Below are 22,347 nucleotides of genomic sequence, written 5' to 3' on the forward strand. Positions count from 1 at the left end.
AAATGGTATAAAACACAGAGTTTTTTCGTGAGACGAAAAGGTATTGATACCGGGGAAAATGCAAGACTATTTCCTGGTTAACTTTTTTAGAGAGGAAGGTTTATTTTAATCTTTAACGGTTTTAATCGCAGCATCTGCATAAGCAGCCATTGTATAAATAAAGGCAGGGGGTAGATACAAATGCGTAAAAAAGAAATGATTGCAATGCTTTTAGCAGGCGGCCAGGGAAGCCGTCTTGGTGTTTTGACACGCAAGGTTGCAAAGCCGGCGGTGGCGTATGGTGGAAAATTCCGAATTATTGATTTTCCCCTCAGCAACTGTATCAATTCAGGTATAGACACAGTGGGCGTGTTGACGCAGTATCAGCCCTTACGATTGAATCAGCATATTGGGATCGGGATTCCTTGGGATTTAGATAAGAAAAACGGCGGTGTGACAATTTTGGCACCTCACGTAAAGGGTGGAGATTCCGGTGAATGGTTTCTGGGCACTGCCAACGCAATTTATCAAAATATCGACTATATCGACAGCAATAATCCTGAATATGTATTGATTTTATCAGGAGATCATATTTACAAAATGGACTATTCCAAAATGCTGGCGTTTCATAAAGAAAAGGATGCAGCAGCAACCATTGCTGTTTTAGAAGTCCCTTTTGATGAGGCAAGCCGTTTTGGTATTATGAATACAAAGGATGATGACAGGATTTACGAGTTTGAAGAAAAGCCCGGAAATCCCAAAAGTAATCTGGCATCTATGGGTATTTATATTTTTACTTGGAGCAGATTAAGAGAAGCACTTGTTGAAGATAGAGAGATTCACCCCGACAGCGATTTTGGTATGCATATTATCCCCAAGATGTTGGATGAAGGGCAGACGATGTATGCATATCGATTTAAAGGTTATTGGAAGGATGTTGGAACCATTGAATCTTACTGGGAATCCAATATGGAATTGATCAAGGCTTTACCGGAATTTAATTTGTATGAGGATTTTTGGAAAATTTATACCAACTCTGACCATCAGCCACCTACGTATACTGCACCTGAGGCTGTGGTAAAAGAATCATTGGTAACCGACGGCAGCGAAATTTATGGGGCGGTTTATCATTCTGTATTGGGCTCGGAGGTAGTCGTTGGAAAAGGTGCAGTTATTAAAGACTCAATTATTATGGGCAAAACTGTAATTGGAGAGAATGCTGTGTTGGAACGTTGTATTGTGGATGAGAATTGTGAAGTTGGCAATGGCGTACAAATGGGTATGGGTGAAAACTTACCCAATGAAACGAAGCCCAATATTTATAACACCGGAATTACTGTAATTGGTAGTCATACGAAGGTACCCGAAGGCATTGAAGTTGGAAAAAATTGCGTAATCTACGGCTATACAAAAGCAGAGGATTATGCGGAAGGTAAATTAGATAGTGGTAAATCTGTTGTTCGGGAGGGGATATGAGTATGAAAGCCATTGGTATCATATTAGCAGGCGGTAACAATGAAGGACGACTCGGTGTTCTTACCGACCATAGGGCGGCAGCTGCATTGCCTATCGGCAGCAGCTATCGGGCCATAGATTTTACTTTAAGCAATATGTCAAACAGCGGAATTGGTAAGGTTGCTGTGCTGACGCAGTATAATTCCCGTTCCTTGCGGGATCACTTGACTTCATCCAAGTGGTGGGATTTCGGTAGAAAACATGGAGGATTATTTGTGTTTACGCCGTTTACCAGCAGCACCGATTCCAATTGGTTTCGGGGGACGGCTGATTCTATTTATCAGAATATGACCTATCTTTTGAGAAGCAATGAGGAATATGTGATTATCACCAGTGGTGATTCCATTTACAAAATGGATTATCGGAAGCTGGTTGAAAGCCACGAAGAAAAGGGTGCAGATCTTACCATTGTTTATCAAGAGATGGAGCGTGCAGATTTAAACAATTTTGGGATTATGGAAATGGATGAAACGGGACGGTTGGTTGAATTTGAGGAAAAGCCTGAGCAGCCCAAGTCGAATAAGGCTTCCCTTGGGACATACGTGATTGCCAGAACCCTTTTAATTGATATTTTGAATGAAATTGTGCCCCAAGGTAAGTATGATTTTGTAAAGGATATTTTAATTGGAAAACGGAAAGAAATAAAGATATACGGATATGAATTCAAGGGGTATTGGAATACCTTGAGTACGGGCATTAGCGCTTATTATAATGTTAATATGGATTTTCTCAAAAAGGAAGTTTGGGATGCTTTTGTAAATGAATATCCCTACATTGAAACAAAGGCAAAGGATGAACCACCGGCAAAATATAATAAGGATGCGGATGTACGAGATTCTATTGTGGGCAGTGGTACGATTTTTAACGGCAAGGTGGAGCATTCTATCATCTTCCGCAGGGTTTATACGGAAGAAGGCTCCGTTGTGAAAAATTCTATTCTCATGGAGGGATGCAGAATTGGGAAAAATTGTGTAGTTGAAAATGCAATTTTAGACAAAGAGGTTGTACTTTCCCATGGACAGCGGGTGATTGGAAAATCTATTCAGGAGTTGGCTATCCTGAAAAAAGGGACAAGACTATAAAATGGGAAAAAGCAGGCGAAGCAGAGCAACGCCTGCTTTTTTTCCATGATTTTCAATGATGTTCTACGGACTTTTTTAGGAATTTAAGTGGTTTTTTAGTAAATGCGTATATTGAATTTTCGTGTCAAAAATGAGAAAATATCCAAAGTTGTGTACAGCTTATGAGCAGAAGCTGTGAGAAAGGAGAACTGCATGAAAAACTTAAAGGCTGTTATTTTGGCGGCAGGAGAAGGCACCCGAATGAAATCAAAAAAACCAAAGGTGCTCCATGAAATACTAAATAAAACAATGATAGATTATGTGATAGATACGGCAAAAGGCTGCGGTGCGGAAGAAGTTTGTGTTGTTGTGGGGCATAAGGCTGATGAGGTGAAAGCCGCTATTGTGAAAGATGGTGTGTCCTTTGCCTTGCAAGAAAAGCAAAAAGGCACGGGCCACGCAGTTATGATGGCTGGTGATTTTATTGAACCAAACCGGGATATACTGATTCTTTATGGTGATACACCTTTGATTCAAGGAGATACTTTGGAAAAATTGGTGGAAAAGCATCGTCAGGAAAGCTTTGGGGCTACTGTAGTTTCCGCCGCTATTGAAAATCCTGAGGGATATGGACGTATTGTCCGTGATAGCAACGGGAAGTTTTTGAAAATTGTTGAACACAAAGATGCCACCCAAGAAGAACGTTGTATAAAAGAGATAAACACAGGGATTTATATTTTTAAAGGTGCTGATTTAATCACTTCTTTGGCAAAATTGGATAACCACAATGTGCAGGGGGAATATTATTTACCGGATTGCTTGGAGCTGATTTTAAAAGCCGGCGGAAAAGTGGGGGCTGTTGTTGCGGAAGATGACAAGGAATTCTTCGGTGTGAACTCTCGCGTGCAATTGGCGGAAGCAGCAAAAATTATGCAGCAAAGGATTAATCGCCGTCATATGGAAAACGGTGTGACTCTTGCAGATCCGGAAAACACTTATATTGACAGGGATGTAAAAATCGGCATAGATACAATCATTCTGCCGGGCTGTGTATTGGAAGGGAAGACCGAAATTGGTGAGGATTGTAAAATTGGTCCCAATTCCCGTATGACAGATATGCATATTGGAAACGGTGTAACATTTCAAAGCTCAACAGGCATAGAATCGGAAATTGGGGACAATACTACGGCAGGACCCTTTGCTTATATTCGCCCCAACTGCAAAATCGGCAAGAATGTAAAAATCGGCGATTTTGTGGAAGTGAAGAATTCAACAGTGGGTAATGGAACCAAGATTCCTCATTTGGCTTACATCGGTGATACAGATGCCGGGGAAAAGGTGAATTTTGGATGCGGTAGTATTATGGTAAACTATGACGGAGAGAAAAAGCATCGTACTACGGTGGAAGACAACGTTTTTGTAGGTTGCAACGTGAATTTGGTTGCTCCTGTTACAATAAAAGCGGGTGCATATATTGCAGCCGGCTCTACAATTACAAGAGATGTTTCAGAGGATGTGCTTGCTGTTGCAAGAGCGAGACAGCAGGTTATTGAGGGCTGGAAAAAGAAGAGAATGAAAAAAGAATCGTAAAAAATGAAGAAATACGGCGAAATACAGTTGAAATTGACACGGGATGGGTGTAACATATAAATGATGGGCTGCGTTCAGCCACAGTTGATAAAATGCAAAAGATTAATAGGGGGATATTGAAATGATTAATTCTAATGGTGGCAAAATCAAGATTTTTGCGTGCAATTCCAACCACATATTGGCACAGGAAATCGCAAAAAAACTAGATATGACACTGGGAAATGCAGAAGTTGAAAAGTTTAGTGACGGCGAAATTTCCGTAAAAATTAATGAAACCATTCGTGGCGCGGACGTTTACATTATTCAGTCTACCTCAGCTCCTGTGAATGATAATTTAATGGAACTGCTGATTATGATTGATGCTATGAAACGTGCTTCTGCGGCAAGAATTACAGCTGTAATGCCTTATTATGGTTATGCAAGACAAGATCGTAAAGCAAGAGCAAGAGATCCCATTAGTGCAAAATTGGTAGCTAATATTTTGACAACAGCGGGTGCAAACCGTGTACTTACAATGGATTTACATTGTGCACAGATTCAAGGCTTCTTTGATATTCCTGTAGATAACTTAGTAGGAAGTCCGTTATTAACAAATTATTATATTAATAAATACAGTGATGAATTGGATAACTTTGTTGCTGTGGCCCCTGACCTTGGAAGCGTTACCAGAACGAGAAAATTTGCAGAAGGTTTGAATATTCCTCTTGCAATTATTGATAAGCGTAGACCCAAGGCAAATGTCAGCGAAATCATGAACATTATTGGTGATGTAAAGGGTAAAAAAGTTATTTTGGTTGACGATATGATCGATACCGCAGGTACAATTACAAATGCGGCGAATGCGCTAAAAGAAAGAGGCGCTGTTGAAGTTGATGCTTGCTGTACCCACGCTGTGTTAAGTGGGCCTGCGATCAAACGGATTGAGGATTCTGCAATTAATGAATTATTGGTTCTTGATACCATTGACCTATCTAAAGACAAGAAGTCTGACAAGATTGTTAGTGTATCTGTCGCTGATATTTTTGCAAATGCAATTAAATGTATCCATGAAGGAAGTTCCATTTCTCAGTTATTTGACTAAAGACTGAGATTATTCGGATAAGCTTCTATTTGAAGAAGAAAGCCCCTATCTACTCTGTTTTGGAGAGATAGGGGTTGTTTGCATTGCGAAAAAATATTCCTTTTTTTCTTAGAAATGGGGGCTATTTGGTTGTTTTTTTTGGTATATTTGCTATAATAAGGGGGAAATAGGCTTTTGTTCCAAAAAGAAGGTTGGGAACCAGAAGTTTTCCGGTATTTTATGAGAGAAAAGTTGGTGTGTATTAGGCAAACTGACAATTTTATGAATTGTCAGTTGACAAACTATGATAAATAGATTATATTGTTAAAAGTAAAACAAACAAAGCGAACTCTCAATGTGTAAGATGAGATACCGATTTTGTTTCCCAACTAATTTTACTATTATTACATAATTTTAGGAGGAGTTTTGATATGAAAATTGCTTTTTTTGACACCAAGTCTTACTGGAAAGACTCTTTCGGTCCTGTGGCTGAAAAATACGGCTATGAAGTTACATTTTTTAACGAAAGACTGACACCTGCAACTGCTCATTTGGCGGCTGGTCATGATGCTACTTGTTCTTTCGTAAACGATGAAGTGCCTGCAGAGGCGATTCGTAAATTGAAAGAATTGGGAATTAAAGTTCTCTTGTTGCGTTGTGCAGGTTTTGATAGTGTTGACTTGGCAGTTGCAAAAGAATGCGGTTTGCCAGTACTTAGAGTACCTGCATACTCCCCTGAATCTGTTGCAGAACAAGGCGCTGCTTTGTTAATGGCTGTAAACAGAAAATCTCATTTGGCTTATGAGAGATCTACAAAGTTCAACTTTGATATCAATGGTTTGGATGGTATTGCTTTAGTTGGTAGAACAGCAGGCGTTGTTGGTACCGGTAAAATCGGTCAGTGCATGATTAATATTTTAAAGGGCTTTGGCATGAACATCATTGCTTATGATGCATTCCCTAACCCTAACCTTGGTTTGGAATATGTTGAGTTGGATGAACTTTACGCTCGTTCCGACGTTATTTCTCTTCACTGCCCTCTGATGCCTGCAACACGCCATATGGTTGATGCAGAAGCGATCTCCAAAATGAAAGACGGCGTAATCTTGGTTAACGTTGCTCGTGGCGGCTTGGTTGATTCCGTAGCTTTGGCTGATGCAGTAGAAGCTGGCAAATTCCGTGGCGTTGGTATGGACGTTTGCGAAGTTGAGCATGAATACTTCTTCGAAGACAGAAGCAATAAAGAAGACAAAGATCCTACATTGGCAAGATTGCTGGCTAGTGAGAAAGTTGTTCTTTCCGGTCACTTGGCATTCTTGACAGAAGAAGCTTTGACTTCCATGGCAGAAGTAACTTGCGGCAATGCAAAAGCTTTCTTGGAAGGCACAGAATTGGTTAATGAAGTAAAATAATTTTACACGATAAATTAAGCGGACACGAGAGTGTCCGCTTTTTTGTGCTGCTCAATTTAAAGTTATATAAATTCTGTTTAAGATAAATAAAAGAAAAGTAATTTATAAAATCTTTGCATAGCTTACAATTCTTTATGTGGATAGGTGGATTTTGTCATGTTTTTTTGCTGAGAAGAGGAGAAGGGGGCTGTTTTTAAGGTTACGATTATGCTATAATATGAAAGAAAGTAAGAATCTTTTGATATAGAGATTAAGATTCTTGAAGTGATTTTTGTAATATACAAAAACATGAAATTAAGTAAAAGATGTGCTTAGCTCTAATTCATGAAATTAGGGCTTTTATCTGTTTTTACAACTCCGTGAAGAATTTTTTATAAATAGTTTTCGTGCAGGGTGCAATAATAAAATTGTTTTTGTAAAATATAGTATTAAGGCTTGGTTACTGGAGGAAGAAATGGGACTTTTCGATAAATTTAAAAAAAATGATAAAGGGCAGGATTTTTTTGTGATTGCGGGGCTAGGCAACCCAGGCCCCAAATATGCAGGAACAAAGCATAATGTTGGCTTTGATGTGTTAGATCGTCTGGGTAAGAAATATAATATAGAAATTGATAAATTTAAACATAAGGCACTGGTAGGCGATGGTATGATAGAAGGTAAAAGAGTTCTTCTTGTAAAGCCCCAAACTTTTATGAATTTAAGCGGAGAAAGTATTCGTGAGATTGTTAATTTTTATAAAGTGCCTCAGGATCATTTTGTTGTAATATATGATGATACAAGCTTGCCCGTGAGCGGTGTGCGTATCCGGGAAAAAGGAAGCCATGGCGGACACAATGGTATTCGGAATATGATTGCTCAGATGGGTACCGATGAATTTTGGCGAATTAAAGTGGGGATTGGTGAGAAACCCAACGGATGGGATTTGGCGGATTACGTGTTGGCCAAGTTTGACAAGGATGATTTACCTATGATTGAACAGGGGGCCGACAAGGCTGTAAAGGCAGTGGAGTTGATTCTATCTCGTGGTATTATGGATGCCATGAATCAAACCAACCAAAAGGCCAAAGCTCCGAAAAAAGAGAAAAATGAAAAAACGGCTGAGGTTAAGGATGAAAAAAAACCTCAAGGCGAGGTGAAAGGATGAAAGCATTAACTGAGCCTTTACTGGAACTGGAAGGCTATCAGAATGTATTGGAAGCAATAAGAAAGAACCACACCCCTGTGTTTGCAACAGGGGTCATTGATGTGGAAAAAATGCACTTACTCTATTCTTTAAAAGAGCATTGTGAAAAACCGCTGTTGATTTTAACTTACAGCGAATTGCGGGCAAGAGAAATATTGGAAGACATTTCATTTTTTTATAAAAATGCCATTTACTACCCTGCAAAAGATATTCTTTTTTACAGCGCGGATGTTCACAGCACGGAAATGAACCGCCAGCGATTTGCAACAATGGAAAGGCTGCTATCCGGAGAAAGACCTGTTATTGTGGCATCCATGGAGGCTCTTTTAGACAGGTATCCGGCAAAAGAAGTTTTTACCCAATTTATTCTGACCTTGAAGGTTGGAGATATTGTGGATATCAATAAACTTACAAAGCAACTGGTTTGCTTAGGATATGAGCGTACGGAACTGGTGGAAAGTGCAGGGCAGTTTGCATTACGCGGTGGAATTTTAGATATTTATTCCTTAACGGCAGAGGATGCAGTAAGAATAGAATTTTGGGATGATGAGATAGACTCCATTCGTTCCATGGATGCATCCAGCCAACGTTCCGTTGACAAGTTGGAGCAAACGCACATTTTTCCCATGCGGGAATTGGTTTACGAAGAAAGTATGGTGGAAGAGGCGGCAAATAAAATCAGTAAGGAATTTACCAAGAGTTTGCAAAATATGACGAAAAAAGGTTTGACGGAGGAGGGGGAAAGGCTAAAAGAAAATATAGGTGAAGATGCAGAGCGGTTACGGATAGAAAAAAATTTAACCAATATTGGTTCATATATCACATATTTCTATGACAACACAGTTAGCTTGCTGGATTATATTCCCCATGATACATTACTATGCTTTGACGAACCAGAACGTATACGAGAGCACATGGCTACAGTGATGGAAGAATATGGAGAAAGCATGAAGGGGCGGATTGCCCAAGGCTATTTATTGCCGGGACAGGCGAAGTTGTTATTTGATTACACGGATATTTTGCGCCAGGGGGAAAGATTCGGTCGGATTTTACTTGCCGGCTTGAATCAAAGAACCGCAGATTTTGCCCCAAAAGTCAAGGTGGATTTTGCCGTTCGTTCCACGCCTTCCTTCAGTAAAAGAGTGGATCTTTTTTGCGAAGAATTAGAGTACTTAAAGAAAAATGAATACAGAACTTTGGTTTTAGGCGGAACAGGATCCAGAGCCCAGCGCATGGCAAAGGAGCTTTCGGATATGGGCATTCCTGCGGTTTATATGGAAAATTTGGACGAACAGATACCGAAAGGAGCCGTTTGGGTTGCTAAGGGGAGTTTATCCAAGGGGTTCTGCTATGAGTATATTAATCTTATGGTTTTTTCGGACAGCGAATTGTTTGGTGGCGGCGAGAAAAAGCGTAAAAAAAATAAGAGAAAGAACGGCGCAGCCATTGAGAGTTTTACAGATTTAAAAATAGGAGATTTTGTGGTACATGATAACCATGGTATTGGGGTGTTTTGTGGTTTAGAAAAAATCTCTGTTGAGGGTATACAGAAAGACTATATGAAAATTTCTTACCGTGACGGTGGTAATCTTTTTGTACCTGTGAACCAGATGGATTTGGTTCAAAAATATATCGGCAGCGGTGGGGCATCACCAAAATTAAACAAGCTGGGTGGACAGGATTGGGTAAAGGCAAAGGCAAAAACCCGTGCTGCTATTAAAATATTGGCGGAGGACTTGGTTGCACTATATGCAAAGCGTGTGGCGGCGAAAGGATTTCAGTATACCCTGGATACCGTATGGCAGAGGGAGTTTGAAGAAGCCTTTCCTTTTGCAGAAACAGAAGATCAGCTAAACGCCATTGAAGATGTTAAACATGATATGCAGAGCGGCAAAGTAATGGATCGTTTGATTTGCGGAGATGTGGGCTATGGAAAGACAGAGGTTGCCATTCGTGCCGCTTTTAAGGCGGTACAGGATGGAAAGCAGGTGGCATTCCTTGTCCCCACAACGATTTTGGCTCAGCAGCACTATAATACGTTTTTACAGCGTATGTCAGGGTATCCTATTACGGTGGAACTGCTTTCCAGATTCCGAACAGCAAAACAGCAGAAGGAAAGCCTGAAAAAAATGGAAAATGGATATGCTGACATTGTAATTGGCACCCATCGAATCCTGTCTAAGGATGTTGTTTTTAAGGACCTGGGATTGATTATTGTGGACGAGGAGCAACGTTTCGGTGTTTCTCATAAGGAAAAACTCAAACGATTGCGGGAAAATGTGGATGTATTAACGCTATCGGCTACGCCTATCCCTCGCACACTGCATATGAGTCTTTCAGGAATAAGGGATATGAGTTTACTGGAAGAACCGCCTCTGGAGAGGCACCCCATTCAAACCTATGTTATGGAAAACAATCCTGAATTTGTAAGGGAAGCCATTCATCGGGAGGTTGCGAGAGGCGGACAGGTATATTATTTGTATAACCGTGTGGATTCCATAAGCGAAGAAGCTTTTCGTCTTCAAAAAATGATACCGGAGGCGAATATTGCCTTTGCCCATGGGCAGATGTCTGAGCGGGAGCTGGAAGGCATTATGGAGGATTTTATCAGCGGGGAAACGGATGTATTGGTATGCACTACAATCATAGAAACGGGTATGGATATTTCCAATGCAAATACCATTATTATTCAGGATGCTGACCGAATGGGCTTAGCCCAGCTCTATCAGCTTCGGGGTCGTGTGGGACGAAGTAACCGTATTGCCTATGCATATTTGTTATATCGTCGGGATAAAATGCTTCGTGAGGTGGCGGAAAAGCGTTTACAGACCATTCGTGAATTTACGGAATTCGGTTCCGGCTTTAAAATTGCCATGCGGGACTTGGAAATTCGTGGAGCGGGAAATCTTTTAGGGGCAGAACAACATGGACATATGGAATCCGTAGGGTATGATATGTATTGCCGTTTATTAGAAGAAGAAGTTCAACAGCTAAAGGGAGAAGCGCCAAAAGAAGAGGCATTCGAAACGACGGTGGATTTGAATATCAGCGCATATATTCCGGATTTCTATATTAAAAATCAGGAACAGCGCATGGAATTATATAAAAAGATTGCAAATGTACGCACACAGGAAGAGTATTTTGACATTCAAGAAGAAATGGAAGATCGTTACGGTGATTTACCGAAAAATGTGCAAACTCTGTTGGAAATTGTGTTGGTGAAAAGTGAAGCGAGACAGTTGGGCATTTCTTCCATCGTGCAAAAGCGGGGAAATATTTTGGTTGAGTTTCGTTCTGATGCAAAAACAGACCCCGTGAAGTTGACGAAAATAATTTCCGAAGGTCGGGGAAAATATTTATTTACTGCGGGGGCAAACCCATATTTAACAGTAAAATTGCAAAAAGAAAAGGAAAACAAAGTTTTAGATGAAATTAAATTCTTATTAAATGCAATAAAGGGATAGTCATTTGATGAAAGAATGTGTATACTAGTCATATTAGATATTTTTTATATGATATAATACGATTTGAAGAATTTTTGAAAGTACTAATTATTAGAAGGAAAGAGAGAGGGATTATAATGAAGAAAAAGGGACTTCTTTGCCTGTTGATTGCCGGGGCAATGGCTCTTTCTGCCTGCGGAGGCGGTAGCAATGACGGGAACACCAGCAATTTCAATGACGAGGTGGTTATGAAAATTGATGGCAGAGAGATCATGAAATCAGAATATATGGTGTATCTGTATACAACGACAAAGAGTTTTACGACCGTTGGCGGAGAGGATATCTGGACTACGGATTTTGATGGACAGACGGCGGATGAGTTGGTGGAAGAGCGTACACTTAAGACACTGCAAAGTGTGATTGCAGCAAAAAAATATGCGGAGGATAACGGGATTTCTTTATCCGACGAGCAGAAGGCAGAAGTTACAAAGGCATGTGAACAGTTTATTACCAATGTGCCCCAGGAAGACATTGCAAAAATGGGGATTGATGCTGAATCGTTGGCACCCTATATGGAAGGCTCTTATATTTATTCGTTAGCTTATAAAGCATTGGCTGCTGAATGTGAAGTAGATGAGACAGAAATGGCAAATTATTTTGAGGATAACAAGGCGCAGATGAAGGACGATTATACCGTACTGGATATTGATTCCGTTGTTTTAAACGATTTAGATAAAGCAAACGAGGTCGTAGAAAAAGCGAAGAATGGTGAAGATTTCCATAGTCTTTTTGAACAATATGATATTGACGAAAATGCCAAGCAAAAAGAGAACGGTGAAAAAATGTCTGTATATAAATCTCAGTTTAAATCCTCTTTTGGAGTGGAAGACATTCCTGAGGTTGGGCAGATTACAGAACCTATTGATGTGGATGGGACATATTTTGTGTTGCGTTTAAATTCTGTCACTGTACCGGAAGACAGTGAAATAAAGACGATGTCAGATGCTGCATTTACAAGCCAGAAGCAGGCGGATTACAGCGATGCCAGATTTGAAGAAATGATGTCAGACCAAAAGATTGAGTATGTTGACGAAGTATATAATAACCTTGAAAAATTTCATTAAATAGCATTTTAAGAGGAGTTCTTTAATCAAGAAATGATTTTGGAGTTCCTCTTTTTCTTTGTTGAAAAGTAAATGGGGATAGAGTATTATGGAAAGAGAGTTATTTTGGAAGGGAGGAAGGATGCGGAACAGGGCATCCGTTGATGATGAAGATAAAAAAAGTTTGGGCAGTTTTTTTCAGTCCTACGGGAGGCACGGAAAAAGTTGCAACGACCGTTGCGCAGACAGTTGCAATGGCATTGAATGCGGCTTATGATACATATAATTTTACTTTGCCTCAAAATAGAGAAGGTGAAGTTCATTTCGGTGAGGGGGATCTTGTGGTTTTGGGGACACCTGTGATTGCAGGGCGTGTACCGAATCTTTTATTGCCATATTTAAACGATAAAATAAAGGGGAAAGGTGCCCTTGGCGTGCCCGTTGTTTCCTTTGGAAACAGAGATTATGACGATGCACTTATTGAATTGAGAAATATTATGGAAAAAAATGAATTTCAAACCATTGCAGGAGGGGCATTTGTCAGCGAACATTCTTTTTCCCGCAAGTTGGGAGCAGGCAGACCTGATGGGGAGGACATTACAGAACTAAAGGCCTTTGGCCAAAAAATAGCCGAAAAGGTGAAGAGCGGATGGGTATACGACGGTCCGGTATATGTAAAAGGGGAAGAACCAATACGGCCATATTTTACACCTCGGGATCGGCATAATGTCGCAATTGATATTCGTAAGGTAAAGCCCAAAACAGAGGAGGGTTGCTGCGGTTGCGGTGTTTGCGCAGAAAGCTGTCCAATGGGTGCTATTTCCTTTGAGGACCCTACTATGATAACAGGGATTTGTATAAAGTGTTGCGCTTGCATCAAAAAATGTCCGATAGGAGCAAAACATTTTGATGATCCAGGATTTATTTATCATAAAGAGGAATTGGAAGAACTTTATGAAAGAAGAGCGAACAATGCGTACTTTTTGTAATGAAGAAGCTTGATGACTTTTTCAATGGGCACCCTTGTTCATGTAAGGGTGCCTTTATATGATTGCACAGATCTTATTTTTCAAGTATGATAAAAAGAGGAAGGGGGGGTGGACTTGAAGGTTGATGTTTCGTTGGATTTATACCGTGTTTTTTGCTCTGTTGTGCGCTCGGGTAATATGTCTGCCGCAGCTCGAGAACTATATATTTCACAACCGGCGGTGAGTATGGCAATTCGTCAATTGGAAGACAGAATGGGGAGCCCCCTTTTGGTTCGTACCGCAAAGGGAGTTTACCCTACTGCGGAAGGAAAATTGCTGTATACTTATCTGGAGCAAGCCTTGGGTCTCATTCATGCGGCGGAGGAAAAATATTTCCAAATGGTAAATATGGAGATGGGCGAATTGAAAATTAGTGCCAGTGATACGGTTATTGCAAATTTTTTACTGCCCTATCTGGAAAAGTACCATAAGCTTTATCCGGATATTAACATTAAGGTGACCAATAAAACTACCTATGAATCTTTGCGCTTGCTGAAAAACGGTAGTGTGGATGTATGCTTTATCAATCTACCTATCGGGGATGACGGAGACTTGGAAATAACCCCTTGTATTGAAATTCATGACGTTCTGGTGGGGGGAGAGCGATATAAGCTATTGTCTCAGGTTGGTTTGGATTTAAAAGATTTGCCTGGGTATCCTTTATTGCTTTTGGAAGATTTGAGTAATTCCAGAAGATATATTGATGGGTATGCAGAAGAGAATGGGGTGATTTTGAACCCAATTTTAGAACTGGGCAGCAGTGACTTATTAATTAGTTTTGCGCAGATCAATTTGGGTTTGACCTATGTGATAAAGGAATTTACAGAAGAAGCGTTAAGGGAAAAACGTTTGTATGAAATACCGGTTACACCACCTTTGCCAAAACGCAATATAGGAATGGTTATGCTAAAAAATGTTACGCCGCCCCATGCAGTGAAGGGTTTTATTAATCTAATAGAAATTCAGAAAAGTTGAAGTGGACATTGACAAAATCGAAATAATGAGTTAATATATGAACATATATTCATTTGAATGGGGGGATTCTATGAAAAACTGCCATACTGATTCTGCAGAAGTCAATGTGATTGATGAGTTGGAAAATGATTTTCTTCGTGATGTTGCAGAGTTTTTTAAGGTTTTTGGCGATGTTACGCGAATCAGAATTTTACAGAGCCTTTTAACCGGAGAAAAAAATGTCACAGAATTGGCGGATTTATTAGACATATCCCAATCGGCCATTAGCCATCAACTGCGGGTTTTGCGCCAGAATAATTTGGTGAAATATCGAAAAGAAGGAAAAACTGTGTTCTATTCTTTGGACGACGAACATGTGCAAACCATTTTAGAACAGGGCATGGTTCATATTCGCCACAAGCGAGGTTATGCAGAATAAAAATAAGGCTGTCTTAAGGCGATACTTAACAGCCTAATTTTTGAGAATATATATGAATAAGTAAACATATGAGCAAATATGGGGGTGTTTTTACGTGAAGGTTTATTTAAGAGGATTAACCTGTGCAAATTGTGCAGGAAAGATTGAAACAGCGGTAGGTGCCTTGGATGAAACCCGTGAAGCGGAGATTAATTTGGTCAAACAAACCATGGAGGTTTCTTTGATACAGGGGACAGAGGAAGAAAGAGTTTTGGAGAAAATAGAGAAAATTGTACATAAATATGAGCCGGATGTTGAGGTGGCATTAGAAGGGGGAAAACCGATGCAACTTATCGGTTGTTCCTGTGAACACTGTCACGCAGGTAATCATTGTCAGGATCGTGACAACCACCATCATGATCATGAGCTACATCCCCAGCATGCCAAAGAACATCATCATGACCATGGGCATGTTGGGGAAGCGGAGGGAAAAATGATTTGGCTTCGCTTTGGTTTTGGGGGGATGTTGTTTTTAGCCGCAGTGTTTTTGCGTGATACCAGTGCAGCTTTATTCTTATTTTTGGTTGCTTACGGGATTTTTGGCTATGATGTGTTACTGAGGGCATTGAAAAATATTGTGCGTGGTCAGGTGTTTGACGAAAATTTCTTAATGTCTCTTTCTACGGTAGGTGCCATTGCCATTGGTGAAATGCCGGAAGCGGTATTTGTAATGATGTTTTATCAGATCGGTGAGGCTTTTCAGGAGTATGCAGTGCGCAGATCAAGAAAATCTATTACATCATTATTAGATATTCGACCGGACTCTGCTGAAGTGGTTACAGAAAGCGGTATCAAACGGGTTCACCCAGATGAGGTTCAAATTGGTGATTTGATTTTGGTGAAAGCTGGAGAAAGAATCCCATTGGATGGTAAAGTAATGGAAGGGCATGCTCTTTTAGATACAGCGGCTTTGACGGGGGAGGCTTTGCCCAGAGGAGTTGAAGCGGGAAGCGATGTTTTAAGCGGATGTATCAATTTGGATGGAAACTTAAAAATTCAGGTTACCAAACCCTTTGGGGAATCTACGGTAATGAAGATTTTGGAAATGGTTGAAAATGCTGCGGGAAAGAAATCAAAAACAGAACGTTTTATTACCAGATTTGCAAGGGTTTACACACCGGCGGTGGTAGGGTTGGCAGCGGCCCTTGCGGTACTTCCCCCATTATTGGGTTTTGGAGAATTTGAAATGTGGTTTGGGCGGGCTTTGATTTTTCTGGTTGTTTCCTGCCCCTGTGCTTTGGTACTTTCTGTTCCACTAAGCTACTTTGCGGGTATTGGAGCAGCATCGAAACATGGTATTTTAGTAAAGGGCGGCGGGGATATGGATACCCTTTGCCATATTACGCAAGCAGTATTTGATAAGACGGGAACATTAACCAAAGGGGAATTTTCCGTAGTGAAAATAGAAGGGGAAGACAAAGAAGAACTTTTATTTTTGGCGGCTTTGGGAGAAGCTAACAGCAATCATCCTATTGCAGAGGCAATTGTTCGAGAATTTCAAAAAACAAAGGAAATCCCCTTGGATTCTGTAGCAGAGTATCAGGAACTAGGCGGGTACGGCATCACTTATCAGATAGATGGGAAATCGGTTTTATTAGGAAACCAACGCTTGTTAGAGCGAGAGAAGATTGAATTTAAACCTTATTTGGGTGTTGGAGCGGTAGTCTATGTTGCGAAAGGCGGGGAATACAAAGGGTACATTGTTGTTGCGGACACCTTAAAAGAGGGATGCAGAGAGGCATTAGAGGCATTACGCAGGAAAGGTGTTCAATCTATGGTCATGCTGACAGGCGACCGTAAAGAAAATGCCGAGGCTATGGCAAAGGAATTAGGGTTAGACAATTTTTATGCAGAGCTTCTACCTGGGGATAAAGTTCGGATTCTTGAGGAATTAAAGGAAAAGAATGGTCTTGCAAAAACGGCATTTATCGGAGATGGTATGAACGATGCGCCTGTATTGGCGGGAGCGGATTTAGGGATTGCCATGGGCGGCATCGGTTCGGATGCAGCCATTGAAGCGGCGGATGTTGTACTAATGGATGACGATATTGGAAAAGTAGCAGTGGGAATTCGGATTGCAAAAAATACCAGAACCATAGTAAGACAAAATATTGCATTTGCTTTGGGCATAAAGGCTTTGGTTTTAATATTGAGCGCAGTTGGTATTGCAACTATGTGGATGGCGGTTTTTGCAGACGTTGGCGTAGCGGTATTGGCAATTTTAAATGCCATGAGGAAGAAGTAAAATGATCAGAATATTCTTGAGTTTGCGTTGCAATAAAAAATAGTAATAAAAAGAACCTTTTTCATCTTATATATTAAGACAAAAGGTTCTTTTTATTTGATTTATCATACAGTATTGCAAGCATTCTCTCTGCTGAGATATGAAAAAAGGAAGTGCAAAATAAATTTTCATATTGCTTTTTAGAGCCATAAAATTAGAAAATTAGGATTCATTTTCAGAATCTTTAATATACTTCTTTGCTAAACGTTCATATTCTTTATAAACATCATCCTTTATATAAGCAGTAATCGTCGTGTCCCAATCAGAATAATATATTATGTGCTGATTAGAACGAAATTCAAAGTTGCCAATACAAAATAGGATTTTACTATTATCTTCTATATGATTTATTTCAAGCTCATAATTACTGGAATCAAAAACCAAATTTTCTGGCAAATCAGGATCAAACTTGGGATTCATATATTTGATAGATGATATTATCTTTAAAAAAGATTCATAATCAGCCTGATCAATTTGTATATGCTCACTTTCGTTTTTAATACCTGTTTCATAAACATATACCTTTACATTTGTTCTAGGAAAGTTATCTAGACCTTGTATCCGTTGGTAGTATGTTGAGAAATAGTAAAATAGGCAAATACATGCAATTACAAAACAAACTAAAATTATTTTTAATTTTTTCATAGTTTACTCCATAGTTATAGTTTTGTTAGATATAGGATTAGAGAAATTAGGATTCATTTTCAGAATCTTCCGAATCTTTAATATACTTCTTTGCTAAGCGTTCATATTCTTTATAAACGTCATCCTTTACATATGCAGTAATAGCCGTGTCCCAATCAGAATAATATATTATGCGCTGATTAGAACGAAATTCATAGTCTCTAATAAAAAATATGGTTTTACTATTATCTTCTATATGATTTATTTCAAGCTTATAATCACTGGAACCAAAAATCATATTCTCTGGCAAATCAGGATCAAACTTGGGATTCATATATTTGATAGATGATATTATCTTTAAAAAAGATTCATAATCAGCCTGATCAATTTGTATATGCTCACTGTCGTTGCCAACACTTGTTTCATAAACATATGCCTTTACATTTGTTCTAGGAAAATTATCTAGACCCTGTATCCGTTGGTAGTGTGTTGAGAAATAGTAAAATAGACCCACGCATACAATTACAAAACAAACTAAAATTATTTTTAATTTTTTCATAAAACTACTCCAATCCCATTTAAAACAGCTACTGTCTCAGTAAAATAAACTTAATATTCGCTAAAAGTTCCCTGATATAGGTTACTGGAGCTAAATACCATTGTATTTTTGCATGCATATAGTTACTATTGAACCCTACAACTTTTGAGATCTCTTTTGCTCTATATATATGAAAATCATTTGTTATAAAAATTGTCTTGTATTCGCTTTTAAAATAATCATCTAAAAGCTTTTTGGATAAAAGAAAATTTTCGTAGGTACTTGTTGCACTGTCTTCCTTTATTATTTTATTTTCAGGAATTCCTTTTGACAGCAAGTACCTTTCCATTGCCAGGGCTTCCGTTATGGTTTCGTTACGTCCTTGTCCTCCGGATACAACGATAATGGCATTTGGATTTTTATTGAAATATTCTATGCTTTTTTCCAGCCTATAATAAAGGGGTAAAGTAATCGTTTCGCCATTCAGTCCTGCGCCAAGAACAATGACAGCATCTTCTTTATAAGTTACGGTGTCTATTTTACCAAAGACACCAAGAAATAAAATGGCTGAAAGCATAATTGCGTTACCTATTAAGAATAAATTTTTTATCCACTTAAGAAGGCCTTTTTTTGAAAGAATTTGAATGGTTTCATAATAGAAACCATAAATTAAATAGGCACCACCAACCATAAACGTTGCAAGAGGACCTATATTAAAACTTGTTAATATTGATAAAAGCAGTGCATCACAAACGAAAAATATGCCGAGAATGATAAATAAAGCTTTTTTAAAACGTTTCAATGTTTACCCCACCTCTTAAATTCTAAAATAGCCTGTACCAGCTTCTCAGCAGTACAGCCTGTGGAAAACCTTGATGCCACCCACACCCCATTACTTTTCGTAAAAAGCAAGAACAAAAATGAATGTACAAATCCCATGTTATGGGGATGTAACAGTCAGGAGAAAAACCCCAAAGTTTTTGACCTTATGTGATCGTAATGCATCAGCAACAGACATTATCTAAGATTTTACATTTAAAATTTAAGAATATCAATTGGTTTAAGAAATGGTACTACTTATTTAAGAAAATTGTAGGATCTCCGTAAACAAGCCTTTCCAAAACACCCCTCTAGGGTTCTACCATGGTGAGGTGTTTTTATGGAAAGGCTTGTTTTAAATATTATTTTTACAGTATATATAAATCTTTGTTTTCATTTTTAATAAACGTACCATCCTCCATTCAAATATAATAGCCTCATTTGGTTCTAGCAAGGAGGCTTATTTTTTATGGAAGGGCTTTCGGTTGTTTAATCAAAATTATTTATTTTTCTTCTTTGCTTTCAGAAATAATTTTTTTTACATTTTTTTCAAATTTTACTCTGGGTAGCATAACCATATGGCCACATCCACAGCATTTCATTCGAAAATCAATACCAACTCGCAAAATTTCCCACTCATTGGTACCACAGGCATGGGATTTTTTCATTTGCACAATATCTCCAACGGAAAAAACCATAAGTTAGGCCTCCTTTTGCTGCACAATATGAACTGTTCTCTGGGGGAAGGGAATTTCAATCCCTTCTTTGTCAAGGCGATTTTTAATACGTCTACGCAATTCTGTTTCAACGGCAAAATTGGTTTTTATTTTGCATTTTGCTACGATTCGGATAGAAACAGCGGAATCATCTAAGCCAACAACGCCAACGACTACGGGTGTTTCCAAAATGCTTTCTATATCAGTGGTTTGGTTCATTTCATCCTCTAAAATTGCTAGTACATGGTCAATATTTGCATCATATGCAACGCCTACTGTTACAAGTGCATTGATAAAGTCATTACAGAGGTTTGTTACAATACCTACGGAGCCATTGGGAATGATATGCATTTTCCCTTGAAAATCTCTGATTTTTGTATAACGCAAGCTTACACCCTCTACAACACCGGTAACGTTTTGAATTGTAACAATATCTCCTACTGCATAATGGTCTTCAAAAAGGATGAAAAAGCCATCCATCATATCGGAAACGACGCTTTGTGCCCCCAAACCAATGGCAACAGAGCCGGCACTGGCGATAACCAGTAAGGAATTGCTATCTACACCTAATATTTTTAGTATGGTAAATAGCCCGATAAAATATATAACATATTTTAATATACTTGAGCTAATGGAGTTTAAGGTGTTGGCTTTTCTTTCGGATATTGCCAAGCGATGCTTTTGCGTTTGTTTTTTAAAGAACTTGTGTGCCAAACCGTTGGCTATACGGATTAAAAACCAACAAAGTACGAATATGCCTATGATTTGCAAAATTTTTATGCCTATACCAGCCCCGGCACTAACCAGTGACTCTAAACCCAGTATTTCTTGTAAATTTTTCATTGTTACCTCCTGTTTCTTTGAAATTCTTCAGCCGCACTTAGGAAAGCTGAAAAAAGTTTTCTTTGGTCTTCTCCCTTCATGGCCTCGGGATGCCATTGTACCCCTAAAACAAAGGGGTTTTCAATATGTTCTATGGCTTCTATTAAGCCATCTTGGCTCTTTGCTGAGATACGAAGCCCATCACCCAACACAGCAACTGCTTGGTGATGAAAGGAATTTACTGTTGCTTTTTCTTTACCCCAAAGGGAAGAGAGTAAAGAATTTTTCTCCATTATGATACTATGTGTTCCGTAACCACGAGGGGCCTGTTGGCTATGCTTTAGGGTACTGCTTGTTTGTACGGAAATGTCCTGAAAGATGGTTCCGCCCAAAGCAATATTGATGATCTGCATCCCTCGGCAGATTCCCAATAAGGGAATGTTGTTTTGTATTGCCAGGTGGCACAAGGAAAGCTCAAAGTCATCCCTAAGGGGCGAAATCTCTCCGCTTTCCCGCAAAGGTTCTTCGTGGAACAGAAGTGGGTCTATATCACCTCCGCCGGTAAACACAATCCCGTCTATAAAAGGTGGCATTACAGGCTGGGGAAACAGCATAACAGGGTATCCCCCAGCGGAAATTATAGCAGAAATATAATCTTGATGCACTTTATATCTGCCGGCAATATTATCGTAGTCTGGCGTAATACCGATTACCGGTTGCATAGAATCAATCCTTTTGATTAGTGTTGCTAATAGTATACAAAAGATGTCATGGTTTTGCAATGGAAGACAAGGAGAAAATGTTAGCTTGTACAATAAGGTAGGGTTGTGGTATGATTAAATGAATAAATAATTAGGTGAAAATGTAACTACTGAGAAGCATTATATTGAACGGAGATGACAAAAAATGAAAACCATTGGCATTATTGGAGCAATGGAAGAGGAAATTCTTTGTTTGAAGGAAAAAATTGAAATTGTCACAACAAAGAATGTGATTGGCTTATCCTTCTATATTGGCAGATATAAAGGTAATAACGTTGTTCTGGTAAGAAGCGGTATAGGGAAAGTAAATGCGGCCATTTGTACCCAGGCTATGATTGATCATTTTGGGGTGGATTATGTTCTTGTGCTTGGGGTTGCCGGGTCATTGATTGAAGATTTAAATATTGGTGATATTGTTATTTCAACAGATGCGGTGCAACACGATATGGATACATCAGCTTTAGGCGATCCGGTAGGAAACATTCCTCGTATGGCGGAAAGTTATTTTAAGGCTGATGAAGAATTGGTTCGATTGGCCCAGGCATCAGCGGCAGAGATTGTCGACGGTTTTCAGGTGATCACAGGCCGTATTGCCAGTGGAGATCAATTTATTTGTACAAAAGAAGGAAAAAGCAAAATTCGTAAAGATGTGCAAGGCACTTGCGCAGAGATGGAAGGTGCGGCAATTGCCCATGCTTGCTGGCTTAATCGGATTCCTTTTCTCATTGTGCGTGCTATTTCCGATGGCGCAGGAGAAGAGGCTGGAATTTCTTTTGAAAAGTTTAGTATTTTGGCAGCAAAACGTTGTAGTGAATTAGTGGAAAGAGTGTTAGAAAAATTGTGATTTTTGCATATAATAAGAGAAGGCATACCCAAGAAATAGAGGGGATTTAAAAAAAGTCCATTGAAATGGTGTTAATCCCTGAACTTGGATAAAAAAGTGCCTAAAAAAGCCCTTGATTTTTTTCTTGTTATTC

19 protein-coding genes are annotated in these 22,347 nt (G+C 39.2%); 13 read left to right on the plus strand and 6 right to left on the minus strand.

The features are described 5' to 3' along the window. The first annotated feature begins 180 nt into the window (after positions 1-180). From P9Q65_RS00420 to P9Q65_RS00475, 12 genes are all read left to right on the plus strand, one after another. The gene (locus P9Q65_RS00420) at positions 181-1,455 is read left to right on the plus strand and encodes a glucose-1-phosphate adenylyltransferase (protein WP_304507103.1); all 1,275 of its coding nucleotides are present in this window, start codon (positions 181-183) and stop codon (positions 1,453-1,455) included. 2 nt (positions 1,456-1,457) lie between these two features. Continuing rightward, positions 1,458-2,576: a glucose-1-phosphate adenylyltransferase subunit GlgD gene (gene glgD / locus P9Q65_RS00425; RefSeq protein ID WP_304507104.1), complete on the plus strand. Its 1,119-nt coding sequence runs from the start codon at positions 1,458-1,460 to the stop codon at positions 2,574-2,576. A 192-nt stretch (positions 2,577-2,768) separates the two neighbouring features. Continuing rightward, positions 2,769-4,145, plus strand: a complete 1,377-nt coding sequence (gene glmU, locus P9Q65_RS00430) for a bifunctional UDP-N-acetylglucosamine diphosphorylase/glucosamine-1-phosphate N-acetyltransferase GlmU (protein ID WP_304507105.1) — start codon at positions 2,769-2,771, stop codon at positions 4,143-4,145. 121 nt (positions 4,146-4,266) lie between these two features. Further along, the gene (locus tag P9Q65_RS00435; RefSeq protein ID WP_330695082.1) at positions 4,267-5,226 is read left to right on the plus strand and encodes a ribose-phosphate diphosphokinase; all 960 of its coding nucleotides are present in this window, start codon (positions 4,267-4,269) and stop codon (positions 5,224-5,226) included. A 410-nt stretch (positions 5,227-5,636) separates the two neighbouring features. Continuing rightward, positions 5,637-6,617: a 2-hydroxyacid dehydrogenase gene (locus tag P9Q65_RS00440; RefSeq protein ID WP_304507106.1), complete on the plus strand. Its 981-nt coding sequence runs from the start codon at positions 5,637-5,639 to the stop codon at positions 6,615-6,617. A 454-nt stretch (positions 6,618-7,071) separates the two neighbouring features. After that, positions 7,072-7,761 carry an aminoacyl-tRNA hydrolase gene (pth, locus tag P9Q65_RS00445; RefSeq protein WP_304507107.1) on the plus strand — a complete coding sequence of 230 codons (690 nt, stop codon included), beginning with the start codon at positions 7,072-7,074 and terminating at the stop codon, positions 7,759-7,761. Continuing rightward, positions 7,758-11,264 (plus strand): transcription-repair coupling factor, encoded by a 3,507-nt coding sequence (mfd, locus tag P9Q65_RS00450; protein ID WP_304507108.1) that lies wholly within the window; start codon positions 7,758-7,760, stop codon positions 11,262-11,264. Before pth ends, mfd begins: the two co-directional genes overlap by 4 nt. Positions 11,265-11,281: 17 nt before the next feature. Beyond that, on the plus strand, positions 11,282-12,367 hold the full coding sequence (locus tag P9Q65_RS00455) for a SurA N-terminal domain-containing protein (protein WP_304507109.1): 1,086 nt from the start codon (positions 11,282-11,284) through the stop codon (positions 12,365-12,367). Positions 12,368-12,510: 143 nt separating this feature from the next. Continuing rightward, positions 12,511-13,335, plus strand: a complete 825-nt coding sequence (locus P9Q65_RS00460) for a hypothetical protein (protein ID WP_330695083.1) — start codon at positions 12,511-12,513, stop codon at positions 13,333-13,335. A 114-nt stretch (positions 13,336-13,449) separates the two neighbouring features. After that, positions 13,450-14,349, plus strand: coding sequence for a LysR family transcriptional regulator (locus P9Q65_RS00465; protein WP_304507110.1), 900 nt, complete (start codon positions 13,450-13,452; stop codon positions 14,347-14,349). Positions 14,350-14,419: 70 nt separating this feature from the next. Continuing rightward, positions 14,420-14,767, plus strand: a complete 348-nt coding sequence (locus P9Q65_RS00470) for an ArsR/SmtB family transcription factor (protein ID WP_304507111.1) — start codon at positions 14,420-14,422, stop codon at positions 14,765-14,767. A 94-nt stretch (positions 14,768-14,861) separates the two neighbouring features. Further along, a complete protein-coding gene (locus P9Q65_RS00475) occupies positions 14,862-17,051 on the plus strand; it encodes a heavy metal translocating P-type ATPase (protein ID WP_304507112.1) in 2,190 nt (729 codons plus the stop codon). Between the two features lie 201 nt (positions 17,052-17,252). Here the strand turns inward: P9Q65_RS00475 and P9Q65_RS00480 are convergent, their stop codons facing one another. The 6 genes from P9Q65_RS00480 to P9Q65_RS00505 form a co-directional block, all read right to left on the minus strand. Further along, positions 17,253-17,735 carry a hypothetical protein gene (locus P9Q65_RS00480; protein WP_304507113.1) on the minus strand — a complete coding sequence of 161 codons (483 nt, stop codon included), beginning with the start codon at positions 17,733-17,735 and terminating at the stop codon, positions 17,253-17,255. Between the two features lie 46 nt (positions 17,736-17,781). Next, positions 17,782-18,273 (minus strand): hypothetical protein, encoded by a 492-nt coding sequence (locus P9Q65_RS00485; protein ID WP_304507114.1) that lies wholly within the window; start codon positions 18,271-18,273, stop codon positions 17,782-17,784. A gap of 28 nt (positions 18,274-18,301) precedes the next feature. Next, positions 18,302-19,054, minus strand: a complete 753-nt coding sequence (locus tag P9Q65_RS00490; RefSeq protein WP_304507115.1) for a YdcF family protein — start codon at positions 19,052-19,054, stop codon at positions 18,302-18,304. A 520-nt stretch (positions 19,055-19,574) separates the two neighbouring features. Next, positions 19,575-19,769 carry a DUF951 domain-containing protein gene (locus P9Q65_RS00495; protein WP_304507116.1) on the minus strand — a complete coding sequence of 65 codons (195 nt, stop codon included), beginning with the start codon at positions 19,767-19,769 and terminating at the stop codon, positions 19,575-19,577. Between the two features lie 3 nt (positions 19,770-19,772). Next, a complete protein-coding gene (locus P9Q65_RS00500) occupies positions 19,773-20,630 on the minus strand; it encodes a mechanosensitive ion channel family protein (RefSeq protein WP_304507117.1) in 858 nt (285 codons plus the stop codon). A 2-nt stretch (positions 20,631-20,632) separates the two neighbouring features. Next, positions 20,633-21,331: a gamma-glutamyl-gamma-aminobutyrate hydrolase family protein gene (locus tag P9Q65_RS00505; protein ID WP_304507118.1), complete on the minus strand. Its 699-nt coding sequence runs from the start codon at positions 21,329-21,331 to the stop codon at positions 20,633-20,635. Between the two features lie 184 nt (positions 21,332-21,515). On the opposite strand from P9Q65_RS00505, the gene P9Q65_RS00510 reads away from it, so the two are divergent. Continuing rightward, a complete protein-coding gene (locus P9Q65_RS00510) occupies positions 21,516-22,214 on the plus strand; it encodes a 5'-methylthioadenosine/adenosylhomocysteine nucleosidase (protein WP_304507119.1) in 699 nt (232 codons plus the stop codon). The last annotated feature ends 133 nt before the right edge of the window (positions 22,215-22,347 follow it).

The organism is Anaerotignum sp. (assembly GCF_030625865.1).
In the GTDB taxonomy this organism is placed as follows: Bacteria; Bacillota; Clostridia; order Lachnospirales; family Anaerotignaceae; genus Chakrabartyella.